This window comes from Pantoea sp. S62 (assembly GCF_016658625.1).
In the GTDB taxonomy this organism is placed as follows: Bacteria; Pseudomonadota; Gammaproteobacteria; order Enterobacterales; family Enterobacteriaceae; genus Pantoea; species Pantoea vagans.
This window is the reverse complement of sequence record NZ_JACVVI010000019.1, coordinates 1-26,059: the sequence shown is the minus strand read 5'-3', so window position 1 is coordinate 26,059 and position 26,059 is coordinate 1. Positions and strand designations below refer to the sequence as shown.

Here is a 26,059-nt window from a genome sequence, read left to right as displayed (position 1 = left end):
AGAAGTGACATCTTATCTGGTCTGATCTCTTCGCGATAATTGACGCAAAAGCATGGGCTGTAATTGCCACGTAATAGGGGAATTTCCCTTTTATTCATATCATGGATGCTTAATGCTGTCGATTAAGCCTTTTCAGGAGAGAATTTAAACGTAAAATACTTTCCGTTTCACAAACGGAGTCCCTTTTCACCAGGCGACTTGAGCGAGGGCTTTTGTCTGGCCGTTATCACGGGTATTTTCAGTAGCTTTGTTGAATAAATCAGATTCGGGGCGAGTGTCCCTGTTGCAGGGCAGATTTTCAGGCAATACGCACGCTTTCTGGCATTCCTGCCTTTGTCATCCTGTTCAGCGCTCGAACCATGGACAGAGCCTCTGCCACCTGCCCATCATAATCACGCAGCGTCAGTGAACCCCCGAGCAGCTGTTTTATCCGATACATCGCCGTTTCCGCTATCGAGCGACGGTTGTAATCTGTTGTCCACTTCCACCGTGCATTGCTCCCGCTCAGGCGCTGATTCGTAACGGCACGGTTGCGGTCTGCATACTCAACGGGCCAGTAGCCCGCTCCTTTTCGGGGAGGGATAAGCGCGCTGATATTCTTACGCCGCAGTTCATCATGACACAGACGCGTATCGTAAGCGCCGTCCGCGGCTGCTGCTCTTATTTTTCTGTGAGTCTGCCGGATAAGACCCGGGAAGGCTTCTGAGTCCGTTACGTTGTTCAGTGACAGGTCCGCACAGATGACTTCATGTGTTCTACCATCTACGGCAAGATGCAGCTTTCGCCAGATGCGACGGCGTTCTTTGCCGTGTTTTTTGACTTTCCACTCACCTTCACCAAAGACCTTCAGCCCGGTTGAGTCAATCACCAGATGCGCGATTTCACCCCGGGTGGGCGCTTTAAAACTGACATTCACCGACTTTGCCCGTTTGCTGACGCTGCTGTAGTCCGGGCAGCGCAGTGGGACACCCATAAGGGAAAAAATGGAATCAATAAAGCCCTGTGCGGCTCGCAGGGTCAGCCGGAATACGCGTTTAATTACCAGAACGGTAGTGATGGCAGGGTCTGAATAGCGCTGAGGTCGCCCGCGTGATGCGGGCGTTGCTGACTCATACCAGGCCTGAATCGCCTCATCATCCAGCCAGAAAGTGATGGAGCCACGATTAATCAGGGCCTTGTTGTAGTTGCACCAGTTGGTTATTCTGAACTTCTGCTTTGCCACGGAGCTGCCTGCATTATCAGGATTATGCGTGATCTGATCCTTCAACTCAGCAAAAGTTCGATTTATTCAACAAAGCCCCACTCCGGGTTACCGGCATCGAAATCCCGTCCCAACCCCAGCCGGATATAAATATTGGTAAACTCCATGATAACGGCGCCTAGAGTCATATCATTAACAGAAGCTATATATGCAGCAAAATCAAGCTGCATCCTGAAAAAATCCTCTTATATCAGCATTTTATTTAAAGTCTCATGCTCTGGCGATTCAGACAAGATAAATATTTCATACCCATATTGCAAAAAAATTATCAGGATTTTAAAGTCAACTGACAGGGAAACAGCTTCAGCACATGTTCGGCGCGCATCGGCATACGCACTTTCGTCGTCATGCTGTTGAAGCTGAGAAGACACTTCTGGTTTTGTTGTGTTGATTGCAATTTGCGCAAGCTTAAATTTCGAGATTAACTATGGAACTGATATCTTGTATTCTGTTTGCTGGCGCGTTGTTTCTGAATGCAGGTGTTCCCGGACCCAGTATTACGGCGCTTGTTTCCAGAGTAATCACGAATGGCTGGCGCAACGTCATCCCTTTCATCGCTGCAATGTGGATCGGTGAAGTTATCTGGCTCACTATGGCAATGGCAGGTCTGACGACACTCGCGCAAACATTCCAGACAGGATTTCATATACTTAAGTGGGGCAGCATCGCTTATCTTTGCTGGCTTGCGATTAAAATGTGGCGTAAGCCGGTGAATGAGGGGGCAGAAGAACTTCCCCGGCGTTCCTCTTCCTGGTCAATGTTCAGTGCAGGAATGGCATTAACGTTGGGCAACCCCAAAATTATGGTGTTCTATCTTGCCCTTCTTCCGTCTTTTATCGATTTGCCAAAAGCAGGTGCCAGTGAGTGGGCAATTCTTACCAGCATTACTCTGGTTACACTGGCTGGCATAGATCTTACCTGGACATTCCTCGCCCACAAATCACGGGCTTTATTACGTAGTCCTGAAGCGGTGAGGCTGGCAAATCGTATTGGTGCTGTTGCAATGGGTGGTGCAGCTGCGGCTATTGCGGCACGAAACTAAAATTCTGAAGAGTCTGCCGGAAGACTGAACATCCGGCAGTTTAACTTAAGGCAGGCGCAGAGAACTCTGACATGCCGGTAAGCATAAATCCGGGCAGTTCAGTCTCAAAGATTGTTAAGCACCGCGCGCGCAAATTCTTCTGGTTGCTCAATCATCATAAGGTGGCCAGTCTCCGGGATAACCGTATCCGTGGTTACGCGCTCTCTGAGCCAGGCGGGAACATGCCATCCGGTTTGCGAGCGTTGGCCTGATATAAGATGAACCGGCGTTAAAGACGATAGGATGTTACGCAGTCCCTGGAGGTAGCTTTCTTCGCCTGTTGCAGCAACCACTGCCCGCGCCTGCGTCCGCAGAGTAGAAACAGGCTGGTTATCCAGCCAGGCGGTGGCAGTCTCAATCGCAAACTCCGTAGGTGTTACGCCCGCACCTGCAATCCAGGCGTTAACGTCTGAGCGAAAAACACTGACCTCAGTCTGTATCTCTTCCAGACTCTGCCCTGATATTTTCTGAGACCAGAACGCATCATTCAGCGTGAGATTACCTTCGATAAGAGTCAGAGAACTGACCAGGTCAGGGTGGCGCACAGCCATCAGTACAGCAACCGCTCCGCCAACTGAATGACCTGCCAGATGAACCGGCCCGCACTTTCGTTCATCAATAAAGCCTGCAAGATGGTCGGCCTGGTCGTTCAGCGTCCATCCGTTGTCCCCTTGTTTCTGGCTCTGACCATATCCGATCAGGTCAGGAGCATAGACACATTGTTTGCCGAAAGGGGCAAGAATCCCGGGAGAACTGAGTGAACCAAAAAGACCATGTACCAGCAGAACCGGAGCCCTCATTTAAACCTCACTTTATACTTTTCGCCACAATGGCGTGGCGGGGACCAGGATAAGCCGCGCTGACAACAGCGTGCGTCAACGCAGCCACAGTTATAACGACAACAAAATTTCACGGGCTATTCGCAGGTTGCACGTAATAGGTTAACGCCCAGAGTATCCCACCGAAAGACTGGCCAGATAATCAATTTATTCTTCACCAGAATATTCTGTGAGAGCCGCCGAAATACTCCGCTCTGTTTAGGGAACGGTGTCGTCCTGCTGCCGGACCATTATAGTGGTGAAGCGGGAACATTCAGGTGCGGGGAACATATCGCTAATATAAAATGACTGCTCTGGCTATTTCTGCCATTGCGCGTACTACAAACCGGGGATGTTCATCACCAGAATGAATCCGATGGTTTCTCTGGCTGATTACCATTAATGAACTGACTCTCATATGAGCCGAATCCGGCAGGTGTCAGGATCGGTTACTTTCTGGCCCGTCCGTCCCCCCGTATTCTGGAATCTGGCAATGTAGATGAGGCTTAACCGCCATTGCCTGTGGCTGCGTGTTTGGATGGTCTCTCCTTGCACATGGCCTTGCTGTTATAACTCTGAGAATTACGCACCGACCAAAATGGAACCCGGGAGACTAAATAAGCGCCGATGTCCGTTGTGCAAACCGGTTTAGCGCCCCGCCGGACAATGCTCTCATGACCTTCCTGTTGCAGGAGCTCAGGTATTTTAGTAGCATCAGCTCTTTCGGAGACAGGAAATGTCCGTCACTGATTCACTGCTTGCTTACACCCTCGCTGCAACACTTCTGACCTTAACACCCGGTCTTGATACCGCCCTGATCCTTCGTACTGCTGCCGCTGAAGGCGGCCGGAAAGCCTTTCATGCGGCGCTGGGTATTGATATAGGATGCTTTATCTGGGGGGCTCTGGTGGCCTTTGGTTTGGGGGCTTTACTGGCAGTCTCTGAGCTTGCTTATACAATGCTGAAGTGGTGCGGCGCGGCATACCTGTTCTGGTTGGGCATCCAGCTTTTATTGCGCCCGCGACAACATTTCAGCTACAGTCAGGAGGATAAGAATTCTACGAATAACTGGTTCATTCACGGAATGTTAGGCAATGTGCTCAACCCCAAAATGGGCGTTTTCTATGTCTCATTTTTACCACAATTTATCCCGGCGGGACATTCTCCTGTCGGCTGGACGTTCCTTCTGGTTGCAATCCATGTGTTGATTGGAACGCTGTGGTCACTGACACTCATTACTGCTACCCGCTATGCTTCCGGTGTGCTGAAAAAGCCTGCTGTGGTAAAAGGGATGGACCGTATCACCGGATGCTTGTTCCTTTTGTTTGCCGTAAAGCTTGCTATGAGCCGAAGATAATACGTTCAGGGCTTTTACTCTGTGTTGTGACGGAAATGCTCAGTTGCTATAAATCAAGATCTGCTGTTCGCTCAGGCTGCGAGAAAGTAAGCGCACCGCCTGAGACGTCTTTGAGCAGGTAAGTGGAAACGCTCACTCAGATGCTCATCTGATACAGACGGACATCTGAGTTATGTAACCGGAAACCCAGACCTGGCGGACCGAACCCCGCCGCGTTTAATCCAGTGATTTCAAACTCATACTGGTCGAACTGGCTACCCGGCCGGACGCCAGTGTTGCGGATATGCCCGTGCGCCAAGAGTCAACGGCAATGTTCTTTTTAAATGGTTCCGTCCTGGCAGAAAGAAGGCGGCGTACCCGAGTCGTCGGTCAGTTCTCCGTACCGGCCCACCAGGTCGGGCTTGCGGCGTTCGCCCGCATTCGTGAGGTACCGGAGCATCAACACCTTGCGCCCTGCGGATATGTATTCACTTATTAATAAATCCATTTGCCGCTTGTGTCAGAAACCATGCGCTTACGGTGGCAGTCGCCCGGTTGCAGTTTGTGCCCCTGAGATGAGCGCACATCCAGAAACTGAACCGGCTGCCCCTGTTCGTTATCAAGCAGGACAGAACAGATTTCCCCTTGTTCAAACATATAGCGCTCTCCCCATTGCCGCATCGCCACAACAATGGGGAAAACGGAACGCCCCTTTTCCGTCAGGACGTATTCCCTGTAGGCGCTGCCGTCCGATGCTGGCAAAATGTCGAACACGCCGATATCAACCAGGTGTTTCAGCCGCGAAGCCAGGATGTTTTTGGCAAGCCCCAGGTTTTTTTGAAACTCGCTGAATCTCCGCACATCATCAAATGCCTCGCGGATAATCATCAGGCACCAGCGCTCACCAATCGATTCTAACGTCCGCGCAACGGGACATTCGCTGGTTCTGAGCGATTCCTGTTTTGCCATCGGAGTTCTCCCTGTCAGTCTGTCTACTGATGCCAGCATAATCCTCACATTTAACAGTTGCAAAAAAAAACCACTCTTGCTAATTCTATTGCCACTCTGGTTTTAAAAAGAAACCTAAACGGGCGTTTTATGAAATGTAAGGCAAATACACATACTGCAGACGAGGCAAAAACCGCGTCAGCCAGTCGCCCTGCGCTGACAGCAGGGATGACGGTGTTATTTTCATCGACCTGTGCACTGGCGGTGGCCAATGTGTATTCCGCTCAGCCCCTGCTCAGTTCAATGGCGGAGAGCCTGACAGTATCACCAGGAATGATTGGCAGCGTTGTCACTGCCACGCAGGCGGGCTATGCCATCGGCCTGCTTTTTCTGGTTCCGCTCGGGGACTGGATGAATCCTAAACGCGTGGTGGTGACGCAGCTGTTATTGTCCGTCGTAGCGTTAGTCGTCGCGGGGTTATCACCCAGTGTCACAATCCTGCTCTGCGCCGTGCTGGTTATCGGCCTGATGGCGGTGGTGGTGCAGCTTATCGTGGCGTGGGCAGCGAGACTGGCGACACCACAGAAACGGGGACAGGCGGTCGGCACGCTGACCAGCGGAATTGTTACAGGTATCCTGTTATCCCGTTTTATCTCAGGCGCCATTGCTGATATCGCCGGCTGGCGGACCGTTTATCTTACCTCTGCCTGCCTGATGTTGCTGATTGCCTGTGTCGTCTGGAAAGTCATTCCATCGCCCCCGCCTCCGCAGCAAAAAACTGCTTACTTTGCCCTGCTGAAGTCAGTTTATCAGCTGTTTATCACGGAACCTCAACTGAGAAAGCGGGGGGTTTTTGCCCTTCTCATTTTCGCGGCTTTCAGTATGTTGTGGACGACCATGGTGATGCCACTTACGGCCCGTGCCCTTTCTCATACCCAGACCGGGATGTTTGGCCTGGCCGGCATCGCTGGCGTGCTTGCAGCTTCGCATGCGGGAAAGTGGGCTGACAGAGGATGGGCCCGGCGCACAACAGGGCTGGCGCTGGCGCTGTTGACGTTCTCATGGCTGCCTGTCGCGTATGCCGAAATCTCTCTGCTCTGTCTGGCGGCAGGCATCATCGCACTGGACTTGGCGGTGCAGGTCGTTCATGTCACCAGTCAGAGCCTTATTATTGCCGCCAGACCTGAAGCAGCAAGCCGCATGGTTGGTGCGTACATGTGTTTTTATTCGGTGGGCAGCGCAGCAGGTGCCTTAATTGCAACACAACTTTACGCCCACTGGGGATGGCAGGCTGTCTGCCTTGCCGGGGCCTCAGTCAGCGCGTGTGCTTTTCTTATCTGGTCAGGATCCCGTCAATCATGAAATACCCACATCTTCTGCTCGCCATCCTGGTTACCGCAATCTGGGGCGTAAACTTTTCCGTCATTAAACTTGGCCTGCACACTATCGATCCCTTCACACTGGCAGCCATTCGCTTCACGCTGAGTGCCCTGCCCGCCCTGTTTTTCATCAAAAAGCCCGATGTGCCGCGGCGTTACCTCATCGGTTATGGCCTGATTTTTGGCATCGGTCTGTGGGGACTGGTCAATCTGGGAATCAAAACAGGCTTGTCTGCCGGGATAGCATCGCTTGTACTGCAGTTCAGCGCTTTTTTTACCTTATTGCTGGGCAGCCTGATATTCCGGGAGCGCCTCAGTCGCTATCAAATCACTGGTTTTGTTATCGCCTGTGCGGGTTTACTAAGCATTGTGTTTGTAACTGATGGCTCGGTTACACTGAGCGGCATGTTGCTGGTCATGGCCGGTGCGCTTGCCTGGAGCATCGCTAACATCATTATTAAAAAGGCAGGCACAAAACAGGTATTCGCCTTTCTGGTATGGTCGAGCGCGTTTTCGCCGCTACCGCTTTTTGGGCTGGACTGGCTGGTTAACGGCAGCAACGGCTTTACAGAGATGTTTAGCCACATGGACAACCGCGCGTTGCTGTCTGTTTTGTTCCAGGTCTATCCCAATACCCTTTTCGGCTACTGGGTGTGGAATTCGTTACTGAAGCAATACCCGGTTTCCACAGTAGCACCGCTTTCACTGCTGGTGCCGGTCTTCGGGATTCTGGGTTCCATGATGATATTTGGCGAGCACATCTCGCCGGGTAAAATTCTTGCTCTGCTGTTGATTATCACCGGGCTGGCGGTAGGATTGTATGGCCATCGTCTGCGGCGTTTACTTGCAATATAAGGTATGTTTCCGCTTAAACGCTGAGGCCGGTAAGCACGGGTTGTGGCTGCTGACCAGCCAGGACCAGACCATAAACCCGTCCATCGCTCTTCTGGCGAAATAGCCTGAATACAGGACTGATTGGTGACAATTGTGTTTCCCGTTTGTAGACTGCAGGCCTGTTTGGAAATTTCCGGTTAACAAAACCACCGATTTTTTTCGAATACCGTCTGTAATAAATCCAGACGGCTTAACGTGCTTTTAAGTCCGTTTCCTGATTCGACCCCAACTTCTACCAGGTGCAAGTGAAGCGGACCTGATTTTTCTGGCAGAAAATAGCAAAATCGGTTGTCTGAATGCTGACAAAAACTTCTTTCATCAGTTTTTGAACTGCGCATCATGACCAGGTTTGCCCGGCGAGTTTCCTTCGCTGACTGTTTTTAACAGGAGAAGCATTACGTGAACAAACTGTTTATACGGCGCGCAATTTTGGAAGACTTACCTCCTATCGTTGCACTTCTGGCAAATGACACTCTTGGTGCCAGTCGGGAGGATAGTACTCTTCCACTTCGGACAACTTATACTGATGCGTTTAACGCAATTTGTTCAGATCCAAACCAGTTCCTTGCTGTTGCGGTGAGTGAGAACATCATAGTTGGCACACTGCAGCTGACCTACCTTCCAAACATATCTCTCAAAGGTGCCTGGCGAGCCCAGATTGAAGCAGTAAGAGTTCACGAAGCAAAGAGAAGTAGTGGTCTTGGCCGTTACCTGTTTGAGTGGGCGATTCAGCAGGCGCGTCAGCGGGGATGTGTAATGATCCAGCTTACCTGTGATGTTACCCGAAAAGATGCACATCACTTCTACTCTGCGCTGGGTTTTGTACCCAGCCACACTGGTTTTAAAATGAGGATTTGATCAGGTTAAGTTCAGAAAAAATCCAGTCTGTACCGATCAGCCCCCAGTATCAGATGCTAACTTCAGTTAGTAATATCGGTTTGTAGACCCGCTCGAAAACAGCCGGACTTACATTCAGCGCAAATTTTGGCTCACAATAACTGTAAATCAGTACTGCCATATCCGGAACAGCCTTACCGAACGTCAGCATGTTCTTTCCCCGGCCTTCTCTCCGGACGGTTTCATCCGACGGTGACCATATTTACAAAGTTATCCCTCACAGGATCTTTTAACTGAGCATTCCAGGCTATTCCGGTCTGCCAGGTCGTATGTTCACCTTCGGGTACCACAAGCCTGACACCGGCAGGGAGAATGTGAATAACGCCTGCTGGCAGTAATGCCACTCCGTCCCCGGCGGCAACAAGCGCCAGAAGGGTCTGAATATCATCTGCCGCCGAGACCGTCCGGGGGGTGAGGTTATTTCCCGAGAGAAAACGCGATGTCTGGGCCGACAGCCCTTCTCCCCGGTGGGGGGACAGCAGCAGCAGCTGACTCATCTGAAGCCACTCTGCTGCACCGGCTGATTCAGTGTAACGTTTCTGAGCCACTGCAAGAACCAGTCGTTCTTCTGCGAGTATTTTACTTTCAAGTGGCTCAGGGGCTGGCAGTCGTACAAATCCGGCCTGAAGCTGTCCTTCTGTCAACTGACGGAATTGTAATGCGGAGGGCATATCGTTCAGCGACACCTGCACATCGGGATACTGACAGCGAAAAGCAGCAACATGTCCGGGTGCCAGACGGAATGATGAGATACCAAATCCCACGGTCAGCTTCCCCGCCTTTCCTTTACGGATGCCGGTCACTTCGGCACAAAAATTATCATGACGTTCCAGTATCTCTGTGGCCCCAGGTAGCAGCTGTTCTCCCGCCACGGTCAGTCTCGCACCATGACGACCTCGCTGAAACAGGCTAACGCCGGAAAGGGACTCCAGCGTCTGTATCTGCTTGGTCAGTGCCGGTTTTGCGTCACGCACAGTTTTTCAGCGGCTGAGTGATACCTCCCCAGCCGCGAGAGGGTGACGAAAGCGCGCAGTAGTTTTATATCCATTCCGTCCGGTTATCAGATAGGGAGAAATCGTGATTATACATGCCTCTTCATTCTCTGGTGCAATAGTGTCCGAATCGTCAGATGAGGAGAGATATGATGAGCAAAAAAATCCGTGCTGCCACAGTACAGTTCTGCCACCGGGCGGGGGACAAACACTACAATTTATCGGTCATGGAAAAATTTATTTTTCAGGCCGCAAGGGAGGAGGTAAAGATCCTGGCATTTCCTGAAATGTGCATTACCGGCTACTGGCATGTGCCGGATCTCAGCAGCCAGGAGGTGAGTGCACTGTCGGAACGGACTGAGGAGAGTCCATCGTTGTACCGGATTGCCACTCTGGCGGAGAAATATCAGATGGCAATAGGTGCAGGCTTTATCGAAAAGGGAAGTGACGGGCGATTATATAATGCCTATGCCATTTGTATGCCGGATGGTAAGCGACATATACACAGGAAGCTGCATGCCTTTGAACATCCCGACATTGTCCGCGGCCACGATTTTACGGTTTTTGATACGCCCTGGGGAGTACGTGTTGGTGTGCTTATCTGCTGGGACAACAATCTCGTCGAAAATGCGCGTATAACGGCTTTGCTGGGTGCTGATATTCTTGTTGCTCCGCACTAGACCGGGGGAACCCACTCACGAAGTCCTTTCGGCATGAAACCCATTCCGGCCAGCCTCTGGGAAAACAGGCATAGCGATCCGGAAAAGCTGGAGGATGCTTTTCGCGGTGACAGTGGCCGGGGCTGGCTGATGCGCTGGTTACCCTCGCGTGCGCATGATAACGGTTTTTTCATTCTGTTCAGTAATGGCGTGGGGCTGGATAACGGGGAGGTTCGTACAGGTAATGCCATGATTATTGACCCCTACGGCAGGATCGTCAGCGAAACCGGTTCGTATGAGGATACAATAGTGTGCGCCGACCTGGATCTGGATTTGCTTGCAATGTCCACAGGCCGGCGGTGGATCCACGGACGCCAGCCAGAGCTGTACGGTATTTTGTGTGAATCTCAGGGCTACGAGCGGGATGCCAGGACAGCACGATTTTCTGATGATGTCCCTTCCTTTGGAAGTGACAACCATGAAGGAACCGGAGACACGTCTGAATAGAGTATACCCAAAAAACACGACCCGGTGAGACGGTTTTTCTGTCTCATTTGGGTTGTTTTTGTCTCGTCCTGGTGCTACGTTCTCATCATCTAAAGGCTAACGAGACACTTTTCATCATTATGGCACTTTACGGCTATGCCCGCGTTTCAACCAGCGATCAGGATCTTACCCAGCAGACACAAACTCTTCGCGCAGCTGGCTGTGAAATCATTCGGTCAGAAAAAGTCAGTGGCAGCAGCCGGACCGGAAGAAGTGAGTTGCAGCTGTTGCTGGAATTCCTGCGCCCTGGCGATACGCTGATGGTGACCCGGGTAGATCGCCTGGCCCGTAGCATTAAAGACCTGCAGGATATTGTATATGCCCTGCATCAGCAGGGTGTAACGCTCAGGGCAACAGAACAACCTGTAGACACGCAGACGGCGGCGGGAAAAGCCTTCCTCGATATGCTGGGCGTTTTCGCTGAATTTGAAACCAGTCTGCGACGTGAACGCCAGATGGAAGGTATTGCTGCAGCGAAAGCCCGGGGCGTATACCGCGGAAGAAAACCCTCAATAGATCATGCCGAGATATATCGTCTGTACACCACTGAGAAGATGGGGGCCACGGCCATTGCCCGCCATCTCGGGATCGGGAGGGCATCAGTTTACCGGGCACTGGAAAATTATGAGCAGCCGGCGTAGTGCCATCCCGGCTGATTCCCTGTTGCAACTACGGCAACGGCTCGATCGCCTGCCGCCAAAAAGCCCCGAACGCGCCACTCAGATTACCGCCACTGCCCGGCTGTATGGTATTTCAGTCACAACAGTCTATCGCGCCCTCCGTCTGGTCCTCAGACCCCGAACAGCTCACCGCAGCGATCATGGTCAGCCCCGGGTACTGCCTCCGTCCGAACTGGAACATTACTGTGAACTGATTGCCGCACTGAAACTGCGAACCACAAATAAATCCGGCCGACATCTGTCAACCGGGCGGGCAATTCAGTTACTGGAAGAGCATGGCGTGGAAACGGTTCAGGGATTGATCAAAAGCCCCAAAGGATTACTTCGAAAGCAGACCGTCAATCGCTGGCTTTCCCGCTGGCGCCTCGACCAGCCCCGTCTGTTACGGGAACCTCCGGCGGTAAGGTTTCAGGCTGAAAACAGTAATGACTGCTGGCAGTTTGATATGTCACCGTCCGATCTCAAACATATTGAGTGGCCTGACTGGGTGGACCCTGCCCGGGGCGAACCCACACTAATGCTGTTCAGCGTGGTGGATGACCGGAGCGGTGTTGCATACCAGGAATACCGGTGTGTGTACGGTGAAGATGCGGAGTCAGCGCTGCGTTTTCTCTTTAACGCCATGGCGCCAAAAGCCAGATCTGATTTTCCTTTCCTGGGCCGCCCGAAAATGCTGTATCTCGACAACGGACCGGTAGCCAGAAGCCATGTATTCCAGAATGTGATGCAGTCCCTGAAGGTTGACTGGCTGACGCACACCCCCGCAGGCAAGGATGGCACCCGGACGACAGCCCGTTCCAAAGGTAAAGTCGAACGTCCTTTCCGGACCGTCAAGGAAGCCCATGAAACCCTGTACCATTTCCATAAGCCGGAGACGGAACTGCAGGCCAACGAATGGCTCTGGAACTATCTGAGTCGTTACAACGCGCAGCGTCACCGCAGCGAGAAGCACTCACGTCTGGAGGACTGGTTGTCACATATCCCCGAAGACGGCGTGAGAGACATGTGTGACTGGGAACAATACTGCCGGTTCGCCCGTGAACCCGAATCTCGCAAAGTGGGTATTGATGCACGGGTAACGATAGAAGGCACCGTGTGGGAAGTTGACCCTGATATGGCGGGTGAAACCGTTATCCTGCTGTGGGGGCTGTTTGATGACGAGATGTATGTGGAGTTTTCCGGTGAAACATGGGGTCCTTATTATCCTGTGTCGGGGCCAGTGCCGCTACACCATTACCGGACGTTCAGGCGCGGCAAAGCGGCTGAACAAGCCGATCGTATCCATGCGCTGGCCAGACAGCTGAACATCCCCATCAGCGCGTTGTCCGGCAGCGATCTCCGCGTGGTCAGCGATGACACTCAGCAGCGCATTATTGATGAGCTGCCGCATCAGCCCTTTGATACCCGAAAATTTGAATACCACTTTCCCACCGTTATTGCGGCAAAACTGGCTATTGCCGACGATCTGGCCACACCACTGGCCAGAATGCCGGATGAAGACCGGGCGTTTATCGACAGTATTCTGACTGAGACGCTTAACCGTAGTGAAGTACTCGCCCGCATCAGAGACTATTTTCGTCACAGACAATCAGGAGAAGACCATGCGGGCTGAAGTGATGGAGCATTATGGACTGGTTCAGTCAATTGAACAGGCTGGCTATTATGAAACCGCCCACCATAAGCAACTGATAAAGGACATCAGGGGGGCGATACGTGAAGGGCGGCTGATTGCCGTCTGTGGTGTGGTGGGAAGCGGTAAAACCGTCACCCTGCGACGCCTGCAGCAGCAACTGATGGATGAAAACAAAATCATTGTCGCCCGTTCACTGTCGGTGGACAAACACAACGTCCGTCTCGCCACGCTGATTAACGCCCTGTTTTATGACCTGGCTCAGGATAAACAGGTACAGATCCCCAAACAGGGCGAACGCCGCGAGCGTGAACTGCAGGAACTGGTTAGAAAAGGCAGGCGCCCGGTCGCGCTGTTTGTTGATGAGGCACATGACCTGAACGGAAGTACCTTAACCGGGCTGAAACGACTGATGGAAGTGGTTGAGGATGGCGGAGGCCGGCTGTCTGTCGTACTGGCTGGCCACCCAAAGCTGCGTAACGACCTGCGTCGTCCGACGATGGAGGAAATTGGTTATCGTACCGATATTTTTACGCTGGACGGGATCACCGGCAGTCAGCGCGAGTATATCCAGTGGCTGCTGAAAACCAGCACAGGCAAGGGAAAGCAGGAAGATATTCTGACGACCGAAGCTGTCGATCTGCTGGCGATGAAACTGCGAACACCGCTGCAGGTACAGTTGCACCTGACTCTGGCAATGGAAGCAGGATACCAGACAGGCGAAAAACCCATTACCGCCACGCTGGTTGAGTCGTTACTTTCACGCCAGCTGGATGATCTGGAACCGACACTCACACGGCATGGTTACCGGCTGAAAGATATGGTGGAGCAGTTTGATGCAAAACCTTCTGAAATCAGGGCATTATTTAATAACCAGCTGGATCCTGCCCGCACAGCTGAACTGCGTGACAGAATGCTGGCAGTCGGATTACCTATATGACTGAGTTTATTAGCAGTTACTGTGAGCCCGGCGAAATGGGTATAGGGTCGTTACACGTAACCTGTGAACTGCCGGGTCACTGTTTCTGCAGCACGGCTCCTGCGCTGGCCGCAACGACACAAAGTACCCCTGCTGTCTGCAGCGCACCAAGCGACTGCGACAGTAAGAAGTAACCTGTCATCGCCGCTACGGCGGGCTCCGCGCTCATCAGGGTACCAAAAGAAGAGGACGTCATGTGCCTCAGTGCAGTCAGCTCCAGTACATACGGGACAAGTGGCACGAGCAGCGCCAGCCAGGCAGCATCAAAAAACAACCCGGCAGTAATATGGCCCCCGCCCTGCATCAGGGCAAACGGCGTGAAGACCAGCGCCGCCACACAAACTGATGCCGTCAGGCCATCCAGCCCCTCAGACTGCCCGCCGGTGTGTTTCATCAGAATAATATAGAGTGCCCAGCAGACAGCCGCCCCGGCAGGGTACAGGAGTGTTCGCAGGTCATCCACCGCCCATTCACCGTCGTGACGCGCCAGCATGACCACCCCGAGCGCAGCCAGCGCAGGCCACAGGAGCGTGCGCAGGTGCCTGACTCCCGCCACAGACACCACAAGCGGTCCCATGAAGTTAATCGCGACCGTCAGTCCCATAGGGACATGCTGAACAGACTCAAAGTAACAGTACGTCATTCCCGCCATGGCCACACCCAGCGCAGTGGTCACCCGCCACCGCGCGCGCGTCCAGCGGCGGAACGACGGGCGCACAATCACCAGAAGTATCAGCGCCGCCACGCAGAGGCGCAGCCAGGTGGTGCTGAGGGTACCGTAACCGGCCAGGACCGGCCGCGAGAGAGCCCCACCCAGCTGGATGCTGAACATGGAAATTACACAGAAAACCGGGGCCAGCAGGACGGACAGCCGTGCTGAAGATGCCGGGGCGTCTGCGGTGTCTGAACAGGATTTGTCGTGCATTTATGTCTTCACCGGGTAAAGTAACATGCGGCTATGGTAGAGACATTTGCCCCCTCCGGGCAGTCAGTTGTTTTTAAACCCCTATCAGGAATATTTATGAGTCCGGACCTTGACAGCCAGCTTCTGCGTTCCTTTGTGATTGTCACCGAAACGGGCAGCGTCAGTGAGGCGGCCGTGCGTCTGCACCGCACGCAGGCTGCCGTCAGTATGGCATTACGCAGGCTGGAGGAAGATACCGGCCATCAGCTTCTTGAGCGTTCATCACGCGGTGTGAAGCCGACACCCGCCGGCAGGACGCTGCTTCGCTATGCTTACCGGATACTGAGTGCGGGAACAGAGGCCCGCGCCGCCCTGAACGCCGTGAAAGCAGCGGAAACGGTGCGGGTTGGCATGCCGGAGGAAATCGCGGCAGGGTATCTTCTCAGCACCCTGCGTCAGTTTTCGGTATGTCATCCCGGTGTGGCGCTGGATATTGTGATAGACAGCAGCCGGGCGCTCTGGCAGCGGTTCAGTCAGGGCACCACCGACATCATTATCGGCGATCCGTCCCTGATCCACGCCACCCCCGTCTTTCGCTGGCAGCACAGGCTCTGCTGGGCGGCAGGGACGGGTACGGAAAACTTCTTCAGCCGCCGCCCGGTTCCTCTTGTCATTTATTCGGGCGAATGCGCCTGGCAGGAACAGCTGTACTCGCTGCTACTCAGCGCCGGCATTGAGTGGAAGGTTGTCTGCAGCAGCACAAGCCTTTCCGCCATACTGTCAGCGGCTGAAGCAGGGCTGGGGCTTGCCGTCCTGCCCGTCTTTAACACCGCCTCCGGTAACATTCACGTAGTCAGTTCAGACGTGGCGGGTTTTCCCGGGCTTCCGCAGGCTGAGTTTGGGCTGTACGCCACCGCAATGGTGCAGGAAGGGCGTGTATCCGGGGCGTCTCTGCTTGACTTTCTCCTTCAGGGACTGCAGGCCGGAACGGGCTGAAAACCGGTTAAAGAGGCCTGATTCATGTCCGTCACGTATCCTTTGCTCCGTTTTTTTCTGCCGCGCCAAGCCGGTTATTTCAGTCTTGAACTTATCAGCAGGTAACCGGCTGAAAGACATGGTGGGTCAGTTTGATGCAGAACTTCTGAAATCAGGGGGGTTATTTAACAATCAGCTGGATCCTGTCCGCACCGCGGAACTGCGCGACAGAATGCTGGCAGTGGGCTGCCGGTATGACGATGTTTATTTGCAGTTACTGTGAGCCCGGCGAGATTTATTGCGGACCGGGCAGGATAAATGCGGGTCGATTGTCACTTAATGTGAGTTCACGCCTGATTTCAGTTGCAGTTATTGTGAGCCAAAATTTGCGCTGATTGCGAGTCAGGGGAATTTCGATTGCGAGCCGCTATAGGTACCGGAAGGCCCGTCCGCAAGGGGCAGAAGTTAAAAGTCCACCTGCGTGAACCCCGCCTGATGAGTGTCTCACAGGAATCAGCCGGAAAAACCGCGCAGAAGTACGTGCCGCTGGCACCCGCAAAGGCGGTGTCAGCAGAAAACTGATGAAGAGGAAGTGACTATGGTGTCCGGCGCAACGCCCTGGCGGGAGTCCCTGATTCGTCTTATTGCACTGCGGCTGCGCTACCGGCGCGCCTGCCTTAATCCTTCAGTAAGCGCGACGTTTCTGACCTCGATGCTGTCAGAAATTGAGGACGCAGAGCGTGACGTGGCGCGTCTGGAAGAAAAACATATGCATCGCTGACGCCTTTAAAATGCCACTGCCGCCAGGATTATTACGGTACCGGGCAATAACGCATGTCGGCCGCAATTCCTGTGACGCAACACGATACGAGCATGCTTTCCCCTGATTAAGCCGTTTAACGGGGCCTTCTTTTTTCCCTCTCCGCAGCAGCTTCGCCTTCGGGTTTCTCCTGACTTTCTGCGTGCGCCTCCGGTACCGCATCCTCCTGTAAGGGACAGATTATGGCAACTGAACTCGGATCCGGCGACGCGTTGCCTGCAGGTGACTCTCACCTGCTGCGCGGTCAGGCACCCGCAGCGCAGGAATATTATGGACAGGCCCTGTTATTTTAGCGCGCGAAGCCGATAAGTCTGTATGCGCTTCTGACTGCTTTTCGGGTTTATTCGCTGACTACAGGTGCCCGTACAGCCACTCTTTCCGGGACCGGGCAACAGCAGGTAACCGGTGACGGGCTTCATCCGCTTACATTCTCATGCTCAGTTTAGGATAAATAACGGGTTATTTCTGACAGCAGGCAGGTATTGTGCGGGAAGCACGTCCCGATCTGGACTCACTTAAAAGCAGCACAATGCTCACTGATTATACTGACGGGAGTCCCCGGATGCGACAGAAGCTTTTCCGGCTGGCCATGATAAACATGGTTACCATTGTTTTACTTTCCTCTCTCTGGGAATTCGGGCTGGAAAAGCCTGTTTCGGGCGTACTTGGCCTGGGCTATGACGCTGGCTTTGAGGCGAGTGAAAGGCTGAGATTTATTCTGACGTCCACGGTCTTTGCCGGGCTGGCAATGATAATCCCGGGCCTGCTCATCGCCGGCCTCCTCCGCAAAAGTCTCGCAGCAGAGAAAAGTGCCCTCCTGCTTGCCGGAACGGATGAGCTGACCGGTACCGGTAACCGGAGGGCGTTCAGCATCCGCCTGGCTGAACTTGACGCTGGCGGGACACCCTACACCCTCACCCTGATTGACATTAACGACTTCAAGAGCATTAACGACCTTCACGGTCATCAGCAGGGTGACGCCGTGCTGATCGCTCTGGCCCGGCTGCTGACTGAATTCGCCGGGCCTGAAACGCAGGTATTCCGCATCGGTGGTGATGAGTTTGCTGTTACCTCCGGACATTCTTACACGGATGAGGCAACTGAGACAGCCCGCACCCTTATCAGCCGCGCGGCGGGCGTTCGGACCGGACCGGGAACGCTCCTGAGCCTGTCCGTGGGCGTCGCCAGCCCTGCCTGCAGCGCCGGATATGACATCGTGCGGGCGGCCGACCTTGCCATGTATGAGGCGAAAAGGGATACGGCGCACCCGGTGGTTCATTTTACGCTCGGCCTGGAGCAGCGGTTCCGGCGCAGGGAGCGGTTACAGAATGACGTTGCCATGGCCGTCAGAAATCACGACATCGTACCTTTTCTGCAGCCGCTGGTCTGCCTTAAGACGGGCCGCATCAGGGGGTTTGAGATACTGGCGCGGTGGACTCATGCTTCCGGACGGGCCGTTGCCCCGGACGTATTTCTTCCCGTAGTGGAGAAACTGGGACTCATGGACACGCTGACCGCCCGGCTGCTGGAGGCCGTCGTCCCGCTGACCCCGGGATGGCCGGCAGGCCTTCATCTGGCACTGAATATCACACCGGAGCAACTGCTTAAGCCGGCGCTGACGGCATGCCTGTGCCGCCTCATGCAGCATGCCGGACCGGTCAGGTTAGAGCTTGAAATTACCGAACAGAACGTGATGACGATATCGGAAGATGCGCGACGGGCTATCCGCACCCTGAAAGAATCCGGCACCGGCGTGGTGCTTGATGATTTTGGCACCGGCTATTCCAACCTGTCGGTCCTGCTGGGGCTTGGTATCACCCATATCAAGATTGACCGCTCGTTCATCTCTGACCTGATAAACAGCCCTCAGAAGGAAAAGGTAGTTGAGACCCTGCTCATACTTTGTAAGGAGCTGGGCGTTACGGTGACGGCGGAGGGGATTGAGGATGCAGCCACTCTGGAATGGCTGCGGAAAAGAGGCTGTGAATACGGCCAGGGCTACCTTTTCAGCCAGCCCGTTCCGGCAGAGCGTGCCGCCGGCCTGACTGAGGCGGGCTATCCGGGCATAAAAAAATCATAACTTAAAAACACATCAGATATGCGATGCGCCAGAACGGTATGCTGCAGCCCCTGAATTTTATATAGCACGCAATTTAATTGCGCTCCGCCCTCCTGAAACCGCGCTTTCTGCCGATACCCGTTCATCAAACGAACGTTTTCCGGAGAACTGATGAAAATTTCAACGCGCCTCAGCGCCGGCTTTGGCCTGCTTATTCTGCTTTTTATCCTGTGCACGGGCATTGCCGTTCACGCCCTGAGGCAGGCCACGGAGGGAATGAACGACACCGTCGACGTGAAGATGAAGCGCTTTGCCCTGGTCGTGGATACCGGTGAAAAATTCACGATTTAATGGAAAGCCGGATATCAGTGCCCTGAAGCAGGCAGGACGGACAGGAAGCTGTGGCCGGTTCCGTTTGCCGGAACATCCTCGTGGCACAGGGGATTAGGCCGGGATACCGCAGGCGCGCCGGCTACGGCCTGACATGCATCAGGGGCGATGAACTTTTTTTCGCAGCAGCTGACGTGCAGATGGGGGGCACACAGGCCGGGCTGTTATAATTACCGGTAGTTTCAGATGCTGAAGGAGACAACCGATGCCGGATTCATCCCGCGCCCTCACCTCAGACGGCAACGATATTTACGCCGATTACGAACGCCGTACCGCCGACGTCACCGCGCTGCTGGACAGCATGTGCCGGACCCTGGGCAGCAAAAGCCTGCCCGAAAGAAACCGCCTTTATCACGTTGCCGGGCTTGCACGTGCGCTCTGGGTATTCAGGACTATGGCCATTCAGGAAGCCACGTCCGCCTGGCGGGCGCGCCGGCATCGTGATGATCGACACCTGCAGGCGCTGATCCGCAGTATCAGGCCGTAAACCTGAATTTTCCTTACCCCCGCTGCTTATGCTTCTTTTTTACCTCTGATAAAATAACGGCTGTCAGGACGTAAATACTTACACGGACGTTCCGGGCAACAGCACAGAACGAGGCCAGATTGGAAATAACCTACAGCATTGATTTTCAGTACAAACCACGCGGAAATGAAAAACCGGTTCCGGCCGGCAACGTGATCAGCAGCTCAGGCGAGGAAACGCCGGTGATGTTTATTCCCGGCGTGGGCGATTTCGTGGAAATCGGCGGCGATCCCGCAAAGGACGGCAGCCTCTCCTCGTTCCGGGGGGTGGTGGTCTCTCGCTTTTTCCGCTACGACCGTCAGTCGGACAGCGAGGTGTTCTGTCACGTTAACGTCATCGTGGAAGAGTCGTTCCAGAACTTCAGCCACCTCGTCCACGAATAAGGCCGCGCAGCGGGCAGAATAAAATATGGCACCCCGCGGCGTGCCAGGCATCAGGACAGAAGCTGAGACAGAGCCGTTCCGCTCCTGTGCCGCACAGCGGCACACTTCAGTTATGAGACGGTCTTCCCCGCCGAAATGGCGGGCAAAAAAACGCCATCACGGCGGTACGAAGAAGAATGCGGTGACGCTTGCTTTTATCGCGGTCAGCCGGAGCCGCCGGCCGGTCTTGATCATAAAAAAATCGCCGCGACAGCAGGCGTGAACGGTTAAAAAAGGGGTTCTCATGCCCGGTTCCCTCCTCTCATCTGCCGGCACGACGGTTCCTGAGGCCTGACGCACCGGAATTTCACCCGTAAAAAAAAACCGCCATCTTTAAGCGGGCTGAACAAAAAACGTTCACAGTTTACGGCAGACGTGCCGGCTCCGGCAGTGGAACGGCACACCTTCAGCATGGAAAAATAAGGGCGGTTTCGCAAGCCGGGTGCGCCTGCAGGCGAAAAAAAGGCCCCCGTCCGGGAGCCGAATACGTTCAGGGGTCTCAATGGGTCGTCATCTGTCTCTGCAGGGGGACATAACCGTTATCGGCCGGATTGCCGCGGGCATGAGCCCGGCCGGCACTATTTTTTCCCGGCTGTATGAATAGAAAAGTTTTCTTAATACTGATGTGCTGCCGGGCAGGCGGGCGCCGCCGCTCCGGCCCTGACCCGAAGAGAACCGACGTCTCTCTCAGAAGCTCTGCCAGTTATCATCACCTGCAGCGGCCGGAGCGAAACGTAATACTGCCACCGTCCGTACCGGACTGACTGCGTCAGCGCGCGCAGTGCCTGCCGGGTCTGAAGTGGGAGTCAGCGTAAAAGTACTGACCAGCCGGTTCAGCGACGCCGCCTGCTCCATCAGTGAAGATGATGCTGCTGAGGCCTCTTCAACCAGCGCTGCGTTCTGCTGCGTCACGTCATCCATCTGATTTACGGCCAGGTGAACCTGCTCGATCCCCTGAGACTGTTCACGGGCGGCGACAGATATCTCATCTACCAGGTCAGTCACCTGCCGCACGGCATCGTTCATGCGGGACATATTGTCACCCACGCCCTCCGCCTGGGCTGCTCCGGCTTCCACAAAGCTTATGGAAGACTCAATCAGCTCCCTGATTTCACGGGCCGAGGATGATGAACGCTGTGCGAGGCTGCGGACCTCACCGGCTACCACGGCAAAGCCACGACCCTGCTCCCCGGCCCGGGCGGCCTCGACGGCGGCGTTCAGGGCCAGAATGTTGGTCTGAAACGCAATCCCTTCAATGAGCGCAATAATATCCGTGATTTTTGCAGAGCTTCCCCTGATGTCACCCATGGTGCCCAGCAGCGTGCGCACCCGGCCGGCGCTGTCTTCTGAAATATCCCGGGCGTTCTTCGCCAGCTGGCTGGCGAGAACCGTGTTCTCTGCCGTCTGACGAACCGTTTCGCTGAGTTCGGACATGCTCGCAGCCGTCTGCTCCAGTGAGGCCGCCTGCTCTTCCGTACGGGAGGAGAGGTCCTCATTTCCGGCAGATATCTGCGCTGAAGCGGAGCTGACCGACTGTGCAGAGGCCTCCACTTTCGACAGCGAGGCCGAGACGTTTTCAATCAGCTGGTTAAATGCTTTCCCGGTCATGCCGATTTCATCCCGCCGTGACTCGTCCACTCTGAGGGTCAGGTCAAGCCGCCCGCTGGCGGTTTCCATGGTCTGACGCATTCCGTTAAGCTGGCGCCGGATGGCGAAAACGGTTTTCAGCGCAAAGAAAGCCAGGACTGAAATGGCCAGCGCTGAGCCGCCCAGCAGGCCCCAGAGCGTCACCTGGTAAGTCCGGTCGTTTTCCTGACGCAGGGCTTTACCGATGTCCACATTCAGCTGGAGCTGTTTTCTGTAGCCCGCAATCAGCTGGCGGGCCGCTTCGCCAATGCCTTCGTTGCCCTGAAGCGCGCCCAGCGCAACGGCGTCGTTCTGCGCGCGTGAGCCGGCAAGAAAGGCCGGCAGCGAGGATTCAATCTGTTTAATGGTGGAGAAAGCCGCTTCGGTCAGCAGCCGGTCCTCTTCGCTCGATACGTCGTGATTCAGATAGTACTGGTTCAGCGATTTGATATTACTGATAGTTTCATCAATTTTCTTTTCGACCTCAGCCTGCCGCCGGGGCTCCGTGGCGCTCTGGTGCCGGTAAAGCCAGATAATGAGGGAATTACTGCCGTCTGTCAGCTTTCCCAGGTCCAGCAGGGAGGTTATGGTATTTTCCTGCACATACTGAAAGCGGGACTGAAAACCGCCGGCTACCATAACGGCCACGATGACCATCGCGACCAGCGCAGCGGAGAGAAGTGAAAAGGTGAGCAGCAAGCGCTGTGTAATCGTCATCTGTCATTCCTGCCATTGTAAGTGACTGATACTGTGTGAAATCTGAAAATAATAAAAACCTGCAGCATATATATCGGCAGAAAAACAGGGAAAGTTATTTTTAACAGGGATAATGATGCAATGAGGTAAATAAAAGGTCTGCACCCGGCCGGGAGTTCAATGGGTCGGCACAACGCTATCCTTAATCAGGGAGGACGTTGCCATGAAGCGAAGAACCCGCATTTACTACCTGCCGGAACAAAAGGCGATCATCCGGGACAGGTATAAGCAAGGTAATTCCCTGCATGATATCGCCAGAATGTTCGACAGATACCATTCTTCTGTCATGCCCGCTATCCATCAGACTGGCGGATACCGCCCCCCTGCGCGAACGCGGCACCGGTTAACCTTTTTTTCAGGTTGTGAACCGCGGCAGCCCGGCGTGAACCTGCTTTTGCTCTGGCGTATTTGATGACGGTTAACCAGCGTATATCACTGCAGCAGTTAAGGTATGAAGCCAGCGATAAACGCAGCTGTTCCCAGCTGATGATTTGCAACTCTGGCTGTTTCCGGTTCAGGTACCCCAGCTCACGGAGGGCGAGGTCGACACTGCGCTTTGCATCCTTCAGGTTTCCGCCGCACTGATAAATTCCGGCTATCTGCCTGATTTTCTGCGCACAATTCCCGGCTGCTGTATTAACTGTCAAAGAAAGCCCTGTTTTATAATTTCATTCGGCCCTTAAAAATTTAACTCAGAACAGGATGGAAGGGTACTTCCGGTTTAAAACAGGTCCACATTTATACAGAGTACGGGCAGGGTTAACCGGCCTGTTCCCGAACCCGCATCCGGGAAGGGCGTTCCGGATAAGCACTAAAGATATACCGGGATACAGACGGTTCAAAACATCAGGCAATCAGGTCCGGCGAAGAATACACGCCGGAGGGTTTATGAAGGTGCTTTACTGACAGCGACACATCAGTACCGGTTATAAATAATGATGCGTCAGGTTATCTTGTCAGATGTGCTGTTTTCATTATGCGGTGAATCCCCTGAGCGGCACGCACGGGCCGCTATGTGACAGAAATCTGTACCTGCAGGATGATGACCGGCCCGCGCGCAGACGATAAGCGCAGCCGTGAGGGAACAGCAGGAAAGGCTTACGGAGTCAGCCTGCCTGTGGTGTCCTCACACTCCCTGCTCTGCGCGACAAGATAATAAAGCAGCGGGTCACTGCCGTCCGGTTCCCGCCGCCAGCCGGACCGCTGCAGCAGGGAGTCGAGGGCACTCAGGTCGCCGGTGATACGGACGGGGAGGGCGGCCGCCTGAAAGCCGGCCGGGTCAAACCCGGCGTGAAGGGAATTCTTATGCAGATACAGTCCCGATACGGACGGGTTCAGCCGCAGCGCTTTCCGGCCCTGCCACTGACCTTCATCAAGCAGCCTGTAAACCCAGCCGGCCATCTGCAGCGCCTGAAGGGCATGCTGCAGGCGGGACAGGTCGTTCTGTGCCATCAGCGCGTCGCTGCCCGTAAGCCAGAGGTATTCCAGCTTACCGGGCAGGTCAGCGTGTACGCCCTTTTCGCGCCCCTCACGGAGCAGCCACCGGATGTCCGGCGCCAGTTCTTTACTGAAGCGCCGCTGTTTTTCAGCGACGGCGAGCCACCGCGTCAGAAACAGCGTCTCCTGCGCGGGCGTGCTCACCTGGCGGTCCTGCCGCACCATATAAAGGGCAATCAGACCGCACCAGGCCAGGTGCCCCACCGGGTTATTATCCTGACTCATTCGCTTCCTTACTCTGTTTTACTGCGGGCCGCTCTGACCACGCACCGACAGGTAGCGCCCGTCTATGCTGCCGCGAAAAAATGCATCGGGGTCAGCGGCGGCGCAGAACCCCTGATACACCCGTGCGGGCACGGCCAGCCAGCGGCGGCAGCTGCCGTTGCGGTATTCCAGCTCCAGCACGCCGGACGTCGGATCAAATCCGGCGCTGCTGAACAGCGTGGTATTCATGTCGTGTCGCTTCATGGGACCGTCCCTTATGCCGGTAATGCCGGAAGTCTACTGTAGCAGAAACGTCCGGCACTGAAAAAACGGGGGGTTACGGCGGGGGCTGCGCAGCCCCCGCCCCTCACCTGAGGATGCTTTAGTCCGGGAAGGAGACGCCGGAACCGGGGACCATGAGTCAGGCAGCACCGGTTACAGAGGCCAGGACAGAATCTGCTGACAGCCGGAAAATACATGCCCGTTAACTACGGACTGATGAATGCAGCCAGGTGTTCATAGCTGCCGGTGGCTGCAGAACACAAAATAATGGTGGGGCACAGCGGCAGGCGGTGAGGGTGTCCTGCGCCCGTCCCTGGCAGGATAAGAGCTTCAGCCAGCGCTCTGCCAGCAACAGGACTCGCTCATCAGGTGGAGTCAGCATTGCGTTCACCTCTGTCAGCAGTTTTGCTGCTCAAAGTCTACTCAGCTAATGTTGCATTCCACTTAACTTACTAAAGCCTGTAGTTTGAGCTAAACACATGAATCTTATCAGGATATCCTTCATTTTTTATCTGAAACCACGGGGCACCCATTTTGATGCCCAGCGCTTTGGCGCCCGCTGAACGGGCGATGACGCAGCCGTCATTATTGCTGAGTACCACCACCGGTTTACCGCGCAGGTCAGGGCGGAACAGGGACTCGCAGCTCGCATAAAACGAGTTAACGTCTGCCAGTCCGAACATAGGCAGCGCCATAGCTACCTCCTGCGCGCTTTTGTACTGTTGAAGAACCAGGTGACGACGCCAAGCAGCTGCAGCTCCTCCGGATAAATGACGGAGTAGGCCGGGTTCATCGGCAGGAGAGCCAGACGGGGATGAAGCTGCAGGCGCCTGACCGTAAATTCACCGTTCACCTCGGCGATGACGATGTCTCCGTGCGAAGCCTCCTCTGCGCGATCGACGACCATGACGTCGCCATCACACAGCCCCAGTTCCTGCATGCTGCTGCCACTGGCGCGCACAAAAAACGTGGAGGCGCGCCGGCGGATGCAGAGCTCGTTGAGGTCAAGTTCACTTTCCACATAATCTGCGGCCGGCGAGGGAAAGCCAGCCGCACAGGGATCTGCATAGAGGGGCACGCGTACACGGGGGGTGAAAACCGGGGGCCAGAGCAGCATCAGGCCTGAGCCGTACGCGGCGGGTTTCACAGGACGCTCCGGGATGAAAATACCGGTGACGGGATATGTGCTGTATGTAAGTGGTGCATAAATTCCTCCTCTGTAATTAACTGGTTTTATATACAGTATTATTGGGCGAAATTTATCTGGCAAGAAAAAGCAGCAGGGGATCACTCAGATGCGGTTTTATCCGGCTGATTATCAATGGAAAATTTTTAGCATCATGCACTTTCAGCAGCATCACGTCAGACAACGGGCAGAATAAAGGTTCCACCGGGCTCCCGGGAGGTGATTCAGTCACCCTGTAATCTGTCTGTGGAATTCCTGAATCACGCACTTTTTTTGAGAAAGGCGCATAAGCAGTTTCTGCCGGCAAAGGTG

General features: G+C 54.5%; 24 protein-coding genes and 5 pseudogenes. 17 read left to right on the top strand and 12 right to left on the bottom strand.

All coding sequences use genetic code 11. The features are described from left to right. Positions 1-298: 298 nt before the first annotated feature. Together IBT54_RS21120 and IBT54_RS21115 are read right to left on the bottom strand one after the other, a co-directional pair. Entirely contained in the window at positions 299-1,267 is a 969-nt protein-coding gene (locus IBT54_RS21120) for an IS5 family transposase (protein WP_201252947.1), read from the bottom strand. Between the two features lie 17 nt (positions 1,268-1,284). Continuing rightward, complete coding sequence (locus IBT54_RS21115; RefSeq protein ID WP_201252946.1) at positions 1,285-1,431, bottom strand: hypothetical protein; 147 nt, start codon at positions 1,429-1,431, stop codon at positions 1,285-1,287. Positions 1,432-1,688: 257 nt separating this feature from the next. Here IBT54_RS21115 and IBT54_RS21110 point away from each other — a divergent pair, with 257 nt between their 5' ends. Further along, on the top strand, positions 1,689-2,303 hold the full coding sequence (locus IBT54_RS21110) for a LysE family translocator (protein WP_201252945.1): 615 nt from the start codon (positions 1,689-1,691) through the stop codon (positions 2,301-2,303). 104 nt (positions 2,304-2,407) lie between these two features. Here the strand turns inward: IBT54_RS21110 and IBT54_RS21105 are convergent, their stop codons facing one another. Continuing rightward, positions 2,408-3,142, bottom strand: coding sequence for an alpha/beta fold hydrolase (locus IBT54_RS21105; protein WP_201252944.1), 735 nt, complete (start codon positions 3,140-3,142; stop codon positions 2,408-2,410). A gap of 754 nt (positions 3,143-3,896) precedes the next feature. Between IBT54_RS21105 and IBT54_RS21100 the strand changes: the two genes are divergently transcribed. Beyond that, on the top strand, positions 3,897-4,517 hold the full coding sequence (locus IBT54_RS21100; RefSeq protein WP_201252943.1) for a LysE family translocator: 621 nt from the start codon (positions 3,897-3,899) through the stop codon (positions 4,515-4,517). A gap of 474 nt (positions 4,518-4,991) precedes the next feature. Here the strand turns inward: IBT54_RS21100 and IBT54_RS21095 are convergent, their stop codons facing one another. Beyond that, positions 4,992-5,465, bottom strand: coding sequence for a helix-turn-helix domain-containing protein (locus IBT54_RS21095; protein ID WP_201252942.1), 474 nt, complete (start codon positions 5,463-5,465; stop codon positions 4,992-4,994). 207 nt (positions 5,466-5,672) lie between these two features. On the opposite strand from IBT54_RS21095, the gene IBT54_RS21090 reads away from it, so the two are divergent. The 3 genes from IBT54_RS21090 to IBT54_RS21080 all read left to right on the top strand — a co-directional run bounded on the left by IBT54_RS21090 (position 5,673) and on the right by IBT54_RS21080 (position 8,575). After that, on the top strand, positions 5,673-6,806 hold the full coding sequence (locus IBT54_RS21090; RefSeq protein ID WP_236263599.1) for an MFS transporter: 1,134 nt from the start codon (positions 5,673-5,675) through the stop codon (positions 6,804-6,806). Further along, complete coding sequence (locus tag IBT54_RS21085; protein WP_201252940.1) at positions 6,803-7,678, top strand: EamA family transporter; 876 nt, start codon at positions 6,803-6,805, stop codon at positions 7,676-7,678. Before IBT54_RS21090 ends, IBT54_RS21085 begins: the two co-directional genes overlap by 4 nt. A 438-nt stretch (positions 7,679-8,116) precedes the next feature. After that, entirely contained in the window at positions 8,117-8,575 is a 459-nt protein-coding gene (locus IBT54_RS21080; RefSeq protein ID WP_201252939.1) for a GNAT family N-acetyltransferase, read from the top strand. A gap of 221 nt (positions 8,576-8,796) precedes the next feature. Here the strand turns inward: IBT54_RS21080 and IBT54_RS21075 are convergent, their stop codons facing one another. Continuing rightward, positions 8,797-9,588: a LysR substrate-binding domain-containing protein gene (locus IBT54_RS21075; RefSeq protein ID WP_370585187.1), complete on the bottom strand. Its 792-nt coding sequence runs from the start codon at positions 9,586-9,588 to the stop codon at positions 8,797-8,799. Positions 9,589-9,758: 170 nt separating this feature from the next. Between IBT54_RS21075 and IBT54_RS21070 the strand changes: the two are divergent. From IBT54_RS21070 to IBT54_RS21055, 4 genes and pseudogenes are all read left to right on the top strand, one after another. Further along, positions 9,759-10,772: pseudogene (locus IBT54_RS21070) on the top strand (nitrilase family protein). A gap of 119 nt (positions 10,773-10,891) precedes the next feature. Then, positions 10,892-11,452 (top strand): recombinase family protein, encoded by a 561-nt coding sequence (locus tag IBT54_RS21065; RefSeq protein WP_201252938.1) that lies wholly within the window; start codon positions 10,892-10,894, stop codon positions 11,450-11,452. Continuing rightward, the gene (locus IBT54_RS21060; RefSeq protein ID WP_201252937.1) at positions 11,436-13,103 is read left to right on the top strand and encodes a DDE-type integrase/transposase/recombinase; all 1,668 of its coding nucleotides are present in this window, start codon (positions 11,436-11,438) and stop codon (positions 13,101-13,103) included. The genes IBT54_RS21065 and IBT54_RS21060 overlap by 17 nt, the downstream gene beginning before the upstream one ends. Continuing rightward, positions 13,036-14,061 (top strand): ExeA family protein, encoded by a 1,026-nt coding sequence (locus IBT54_RS21055; RefSeq protein WP_201252936.1) that lies wholly within the window; start codon positions 13,036-13,038, stop codon positions 14,059-14,061. Before IBT54_RS21060 ends, IBT54_RS21055 begins: the two co-directional genes overlap by 68 nt. Before the next feature lie 76 nt (positions 14,062-14,137). Here the strand turns inward: IBT54_RS21055 and IBT54_RS21050 are convergent, their stop codons facing one another. After that, positions 14,138-15,025, bottom strand: a complete 888-nt coding sequence (locus IBT54_RS21050; RefSeq protein WP_201252935.1) for a DMT family transporter — start codon at positions 15,023-15,025, stop codon at positions 14,138-14,140. A gap of 96 nt (positions 15,026-15,121) precedes the next feature. Here IBT54_RS21050 and IBT54_RS21045 point away from each other — a divergent pair, with 96 nt between their 5' ends. The 7 genes and pseudogenes from IBT54_RS21045 (at position 15,122) to IBT54_RS21015 (ending at position 20,157) form a co-directional block, all read left to right on the top strand. After that, the gene (locus IBT54_RS21045) at positions 15,122-16,000 is read left to right on the top strand and encodes a LysR family transcriptional regulator (protein WP_201252934.1); all 879 of its coding nucleotides are present in this window, start codon (positions 15,122-15,124) and stop codon (positions 15,998-16,000) included. A gap of 100 nt (positions 16,001-16,100) precedes the next feature. After that, positions 16,101-16,262 (top strand): annotated as a pseudogene (locus IBT54_RS21040) (hypothetical protein); the annotation flags it as partial. Between the two features lie 315 nt (positions 16,263-16,577). Further along, positions 16,578-16,760, top strand: a complete 183-nt coding sequence (locus tag IBT54_RS21035) for a hypothetical protein (protein ID WP_201252933.1) — start codon at positions 16,578-16,580, stop codon at positions 16,758-16,760. Between the two features lie 601 nt (positions 16,761-17,361). Next, positions 17,362-18,879: a bifunctional diguanylate cyclase/phosphodiesterase gene (locus tag IBT54_RS21030; RefSeq protein ID WP_236263587.1), complete on the top strand. Its 1,518-nt coding sequence runs from the start codon at positions 17,362-17,364 to the stop codon at positions 18,877-18,879. A 150-nt stretch (positions 18,880-19,029) separates the two neighbouring features. Beyond that, positions 19,030-19,185 (top strand): annotated as a pseudogene (locus tag IBT54_RS21025) (chemotaxis protein); the annotation flags it as partial. Positions 19,186-19,453: 268 nt separating this feature from the next. Continuing rightward, positions 19,454-19,735: a hypothetical protein gene (locus IBT54_RS21020; protein ID WP_201252932.1), complete on the top strand. Its 282-nt coding sequence runs from the start codon at positions 19,454-19,456 to the stop codon at positions 19,733-19,735. A gap of 119 nt (positions 19,736-19,854) precedes the next feature. Beyond that, positions 19,855-20,157: a hypothetical protein gene (locus tag IBT54_RS21015; RefSeq protein ID WP_201252931.1), complete on the top strand. Its 303-nt coding sequence runs from the start codon at positions 19,855-19,857 to the stop codon at positions 20,155-20,157. A gap of 726 nt (positions 20,158-20,883) precedes the next feature. Here IBT54_RS21015 and IBT54_RS21010 read toward each other — a convergent pair. Further along, positions 20,884-22,539: a methyl-accepting chemotaxis protein gene (locus IBT54_RS21010; RefSeq protein WP_201252930.1), complete on the bottom strand. Its 1,656-nt coding sequence runs from the start codon at positions 22,537-22,539 to the stop codon at positions 20,884-20,886. A gap of 202 nt (positions 22,540-22,741) precedes the next feature. On the opposite strand from IBT54_RS21010, the pseudogene IBT54_RS21005 reads away from it, so the two are divergent. Beyond that, a pseudogene (locus IBT54_RS21005) lies at positions 22,742-22,924 on the top strand (IS30 family transposase); the annotation flags it as partial. A gap of 752 nt (positions 22,925-23,676) precedes the next feature. Here IBT54_RS21005 and IBT54_RS21000 read toward each other — a convergent pair. From IBT54_RS21000 to IBT54_RS25275, 5 genes and pseudogenes are all read right to left on the bottom strand, one after another. Next, positions 23,677-24,300, bottom strand: a complete 624-nt coding sequence (locus tag IBT54_RS21000; protein WP_201252929.1) for a DUF2913 family protein — start codon at positions 24,298-24,300, stop codon at positions 23,677-23,679. Positions 24,301-24,318: 18 nt separating this feature from the next. Next, complete coding sequence (locus IBT54_RS20995) at positions 24,319-24,543, bottom strand: KTSC domain-containing protein (protein WP_201252928.1); 225 nt, start codon at positions 24,541-24,543, stop codon at positions 24,319-24,321. 473 nt (positions 24,544-25,016) lie between these two features. After that, a pseudogene (locus IBT54_RS20990) lies at positions 25,017-25,244 on the bottom strand (DNA polymerase V subunit UmuC); the annotation flags it as partial. Between the two features lie 14 nt (positions 25,245-25,258). Further along, positions 25,259-25,708: a translesion error-prone DNA polymerase V autoproteolytic subunit gene (umuD, locus tag IBT54_RS20985; protein WP_370585186.1), complete on the bottom strand. Its 450-nt coding sequence runs from the start codon at positions 25,706-25,708 to the stop codon at positions 25,259-25,261. A 112-nt stretch (positions 25,709-25,820) separates the two neighbouring features. Next, the coding region (locus tag IBT54_RS25275) for a hypothetical protein (protein WP_236263584.1) at positions 25,821-26,059 on the bottom strand (239 nt) is incomplete at its 5' end.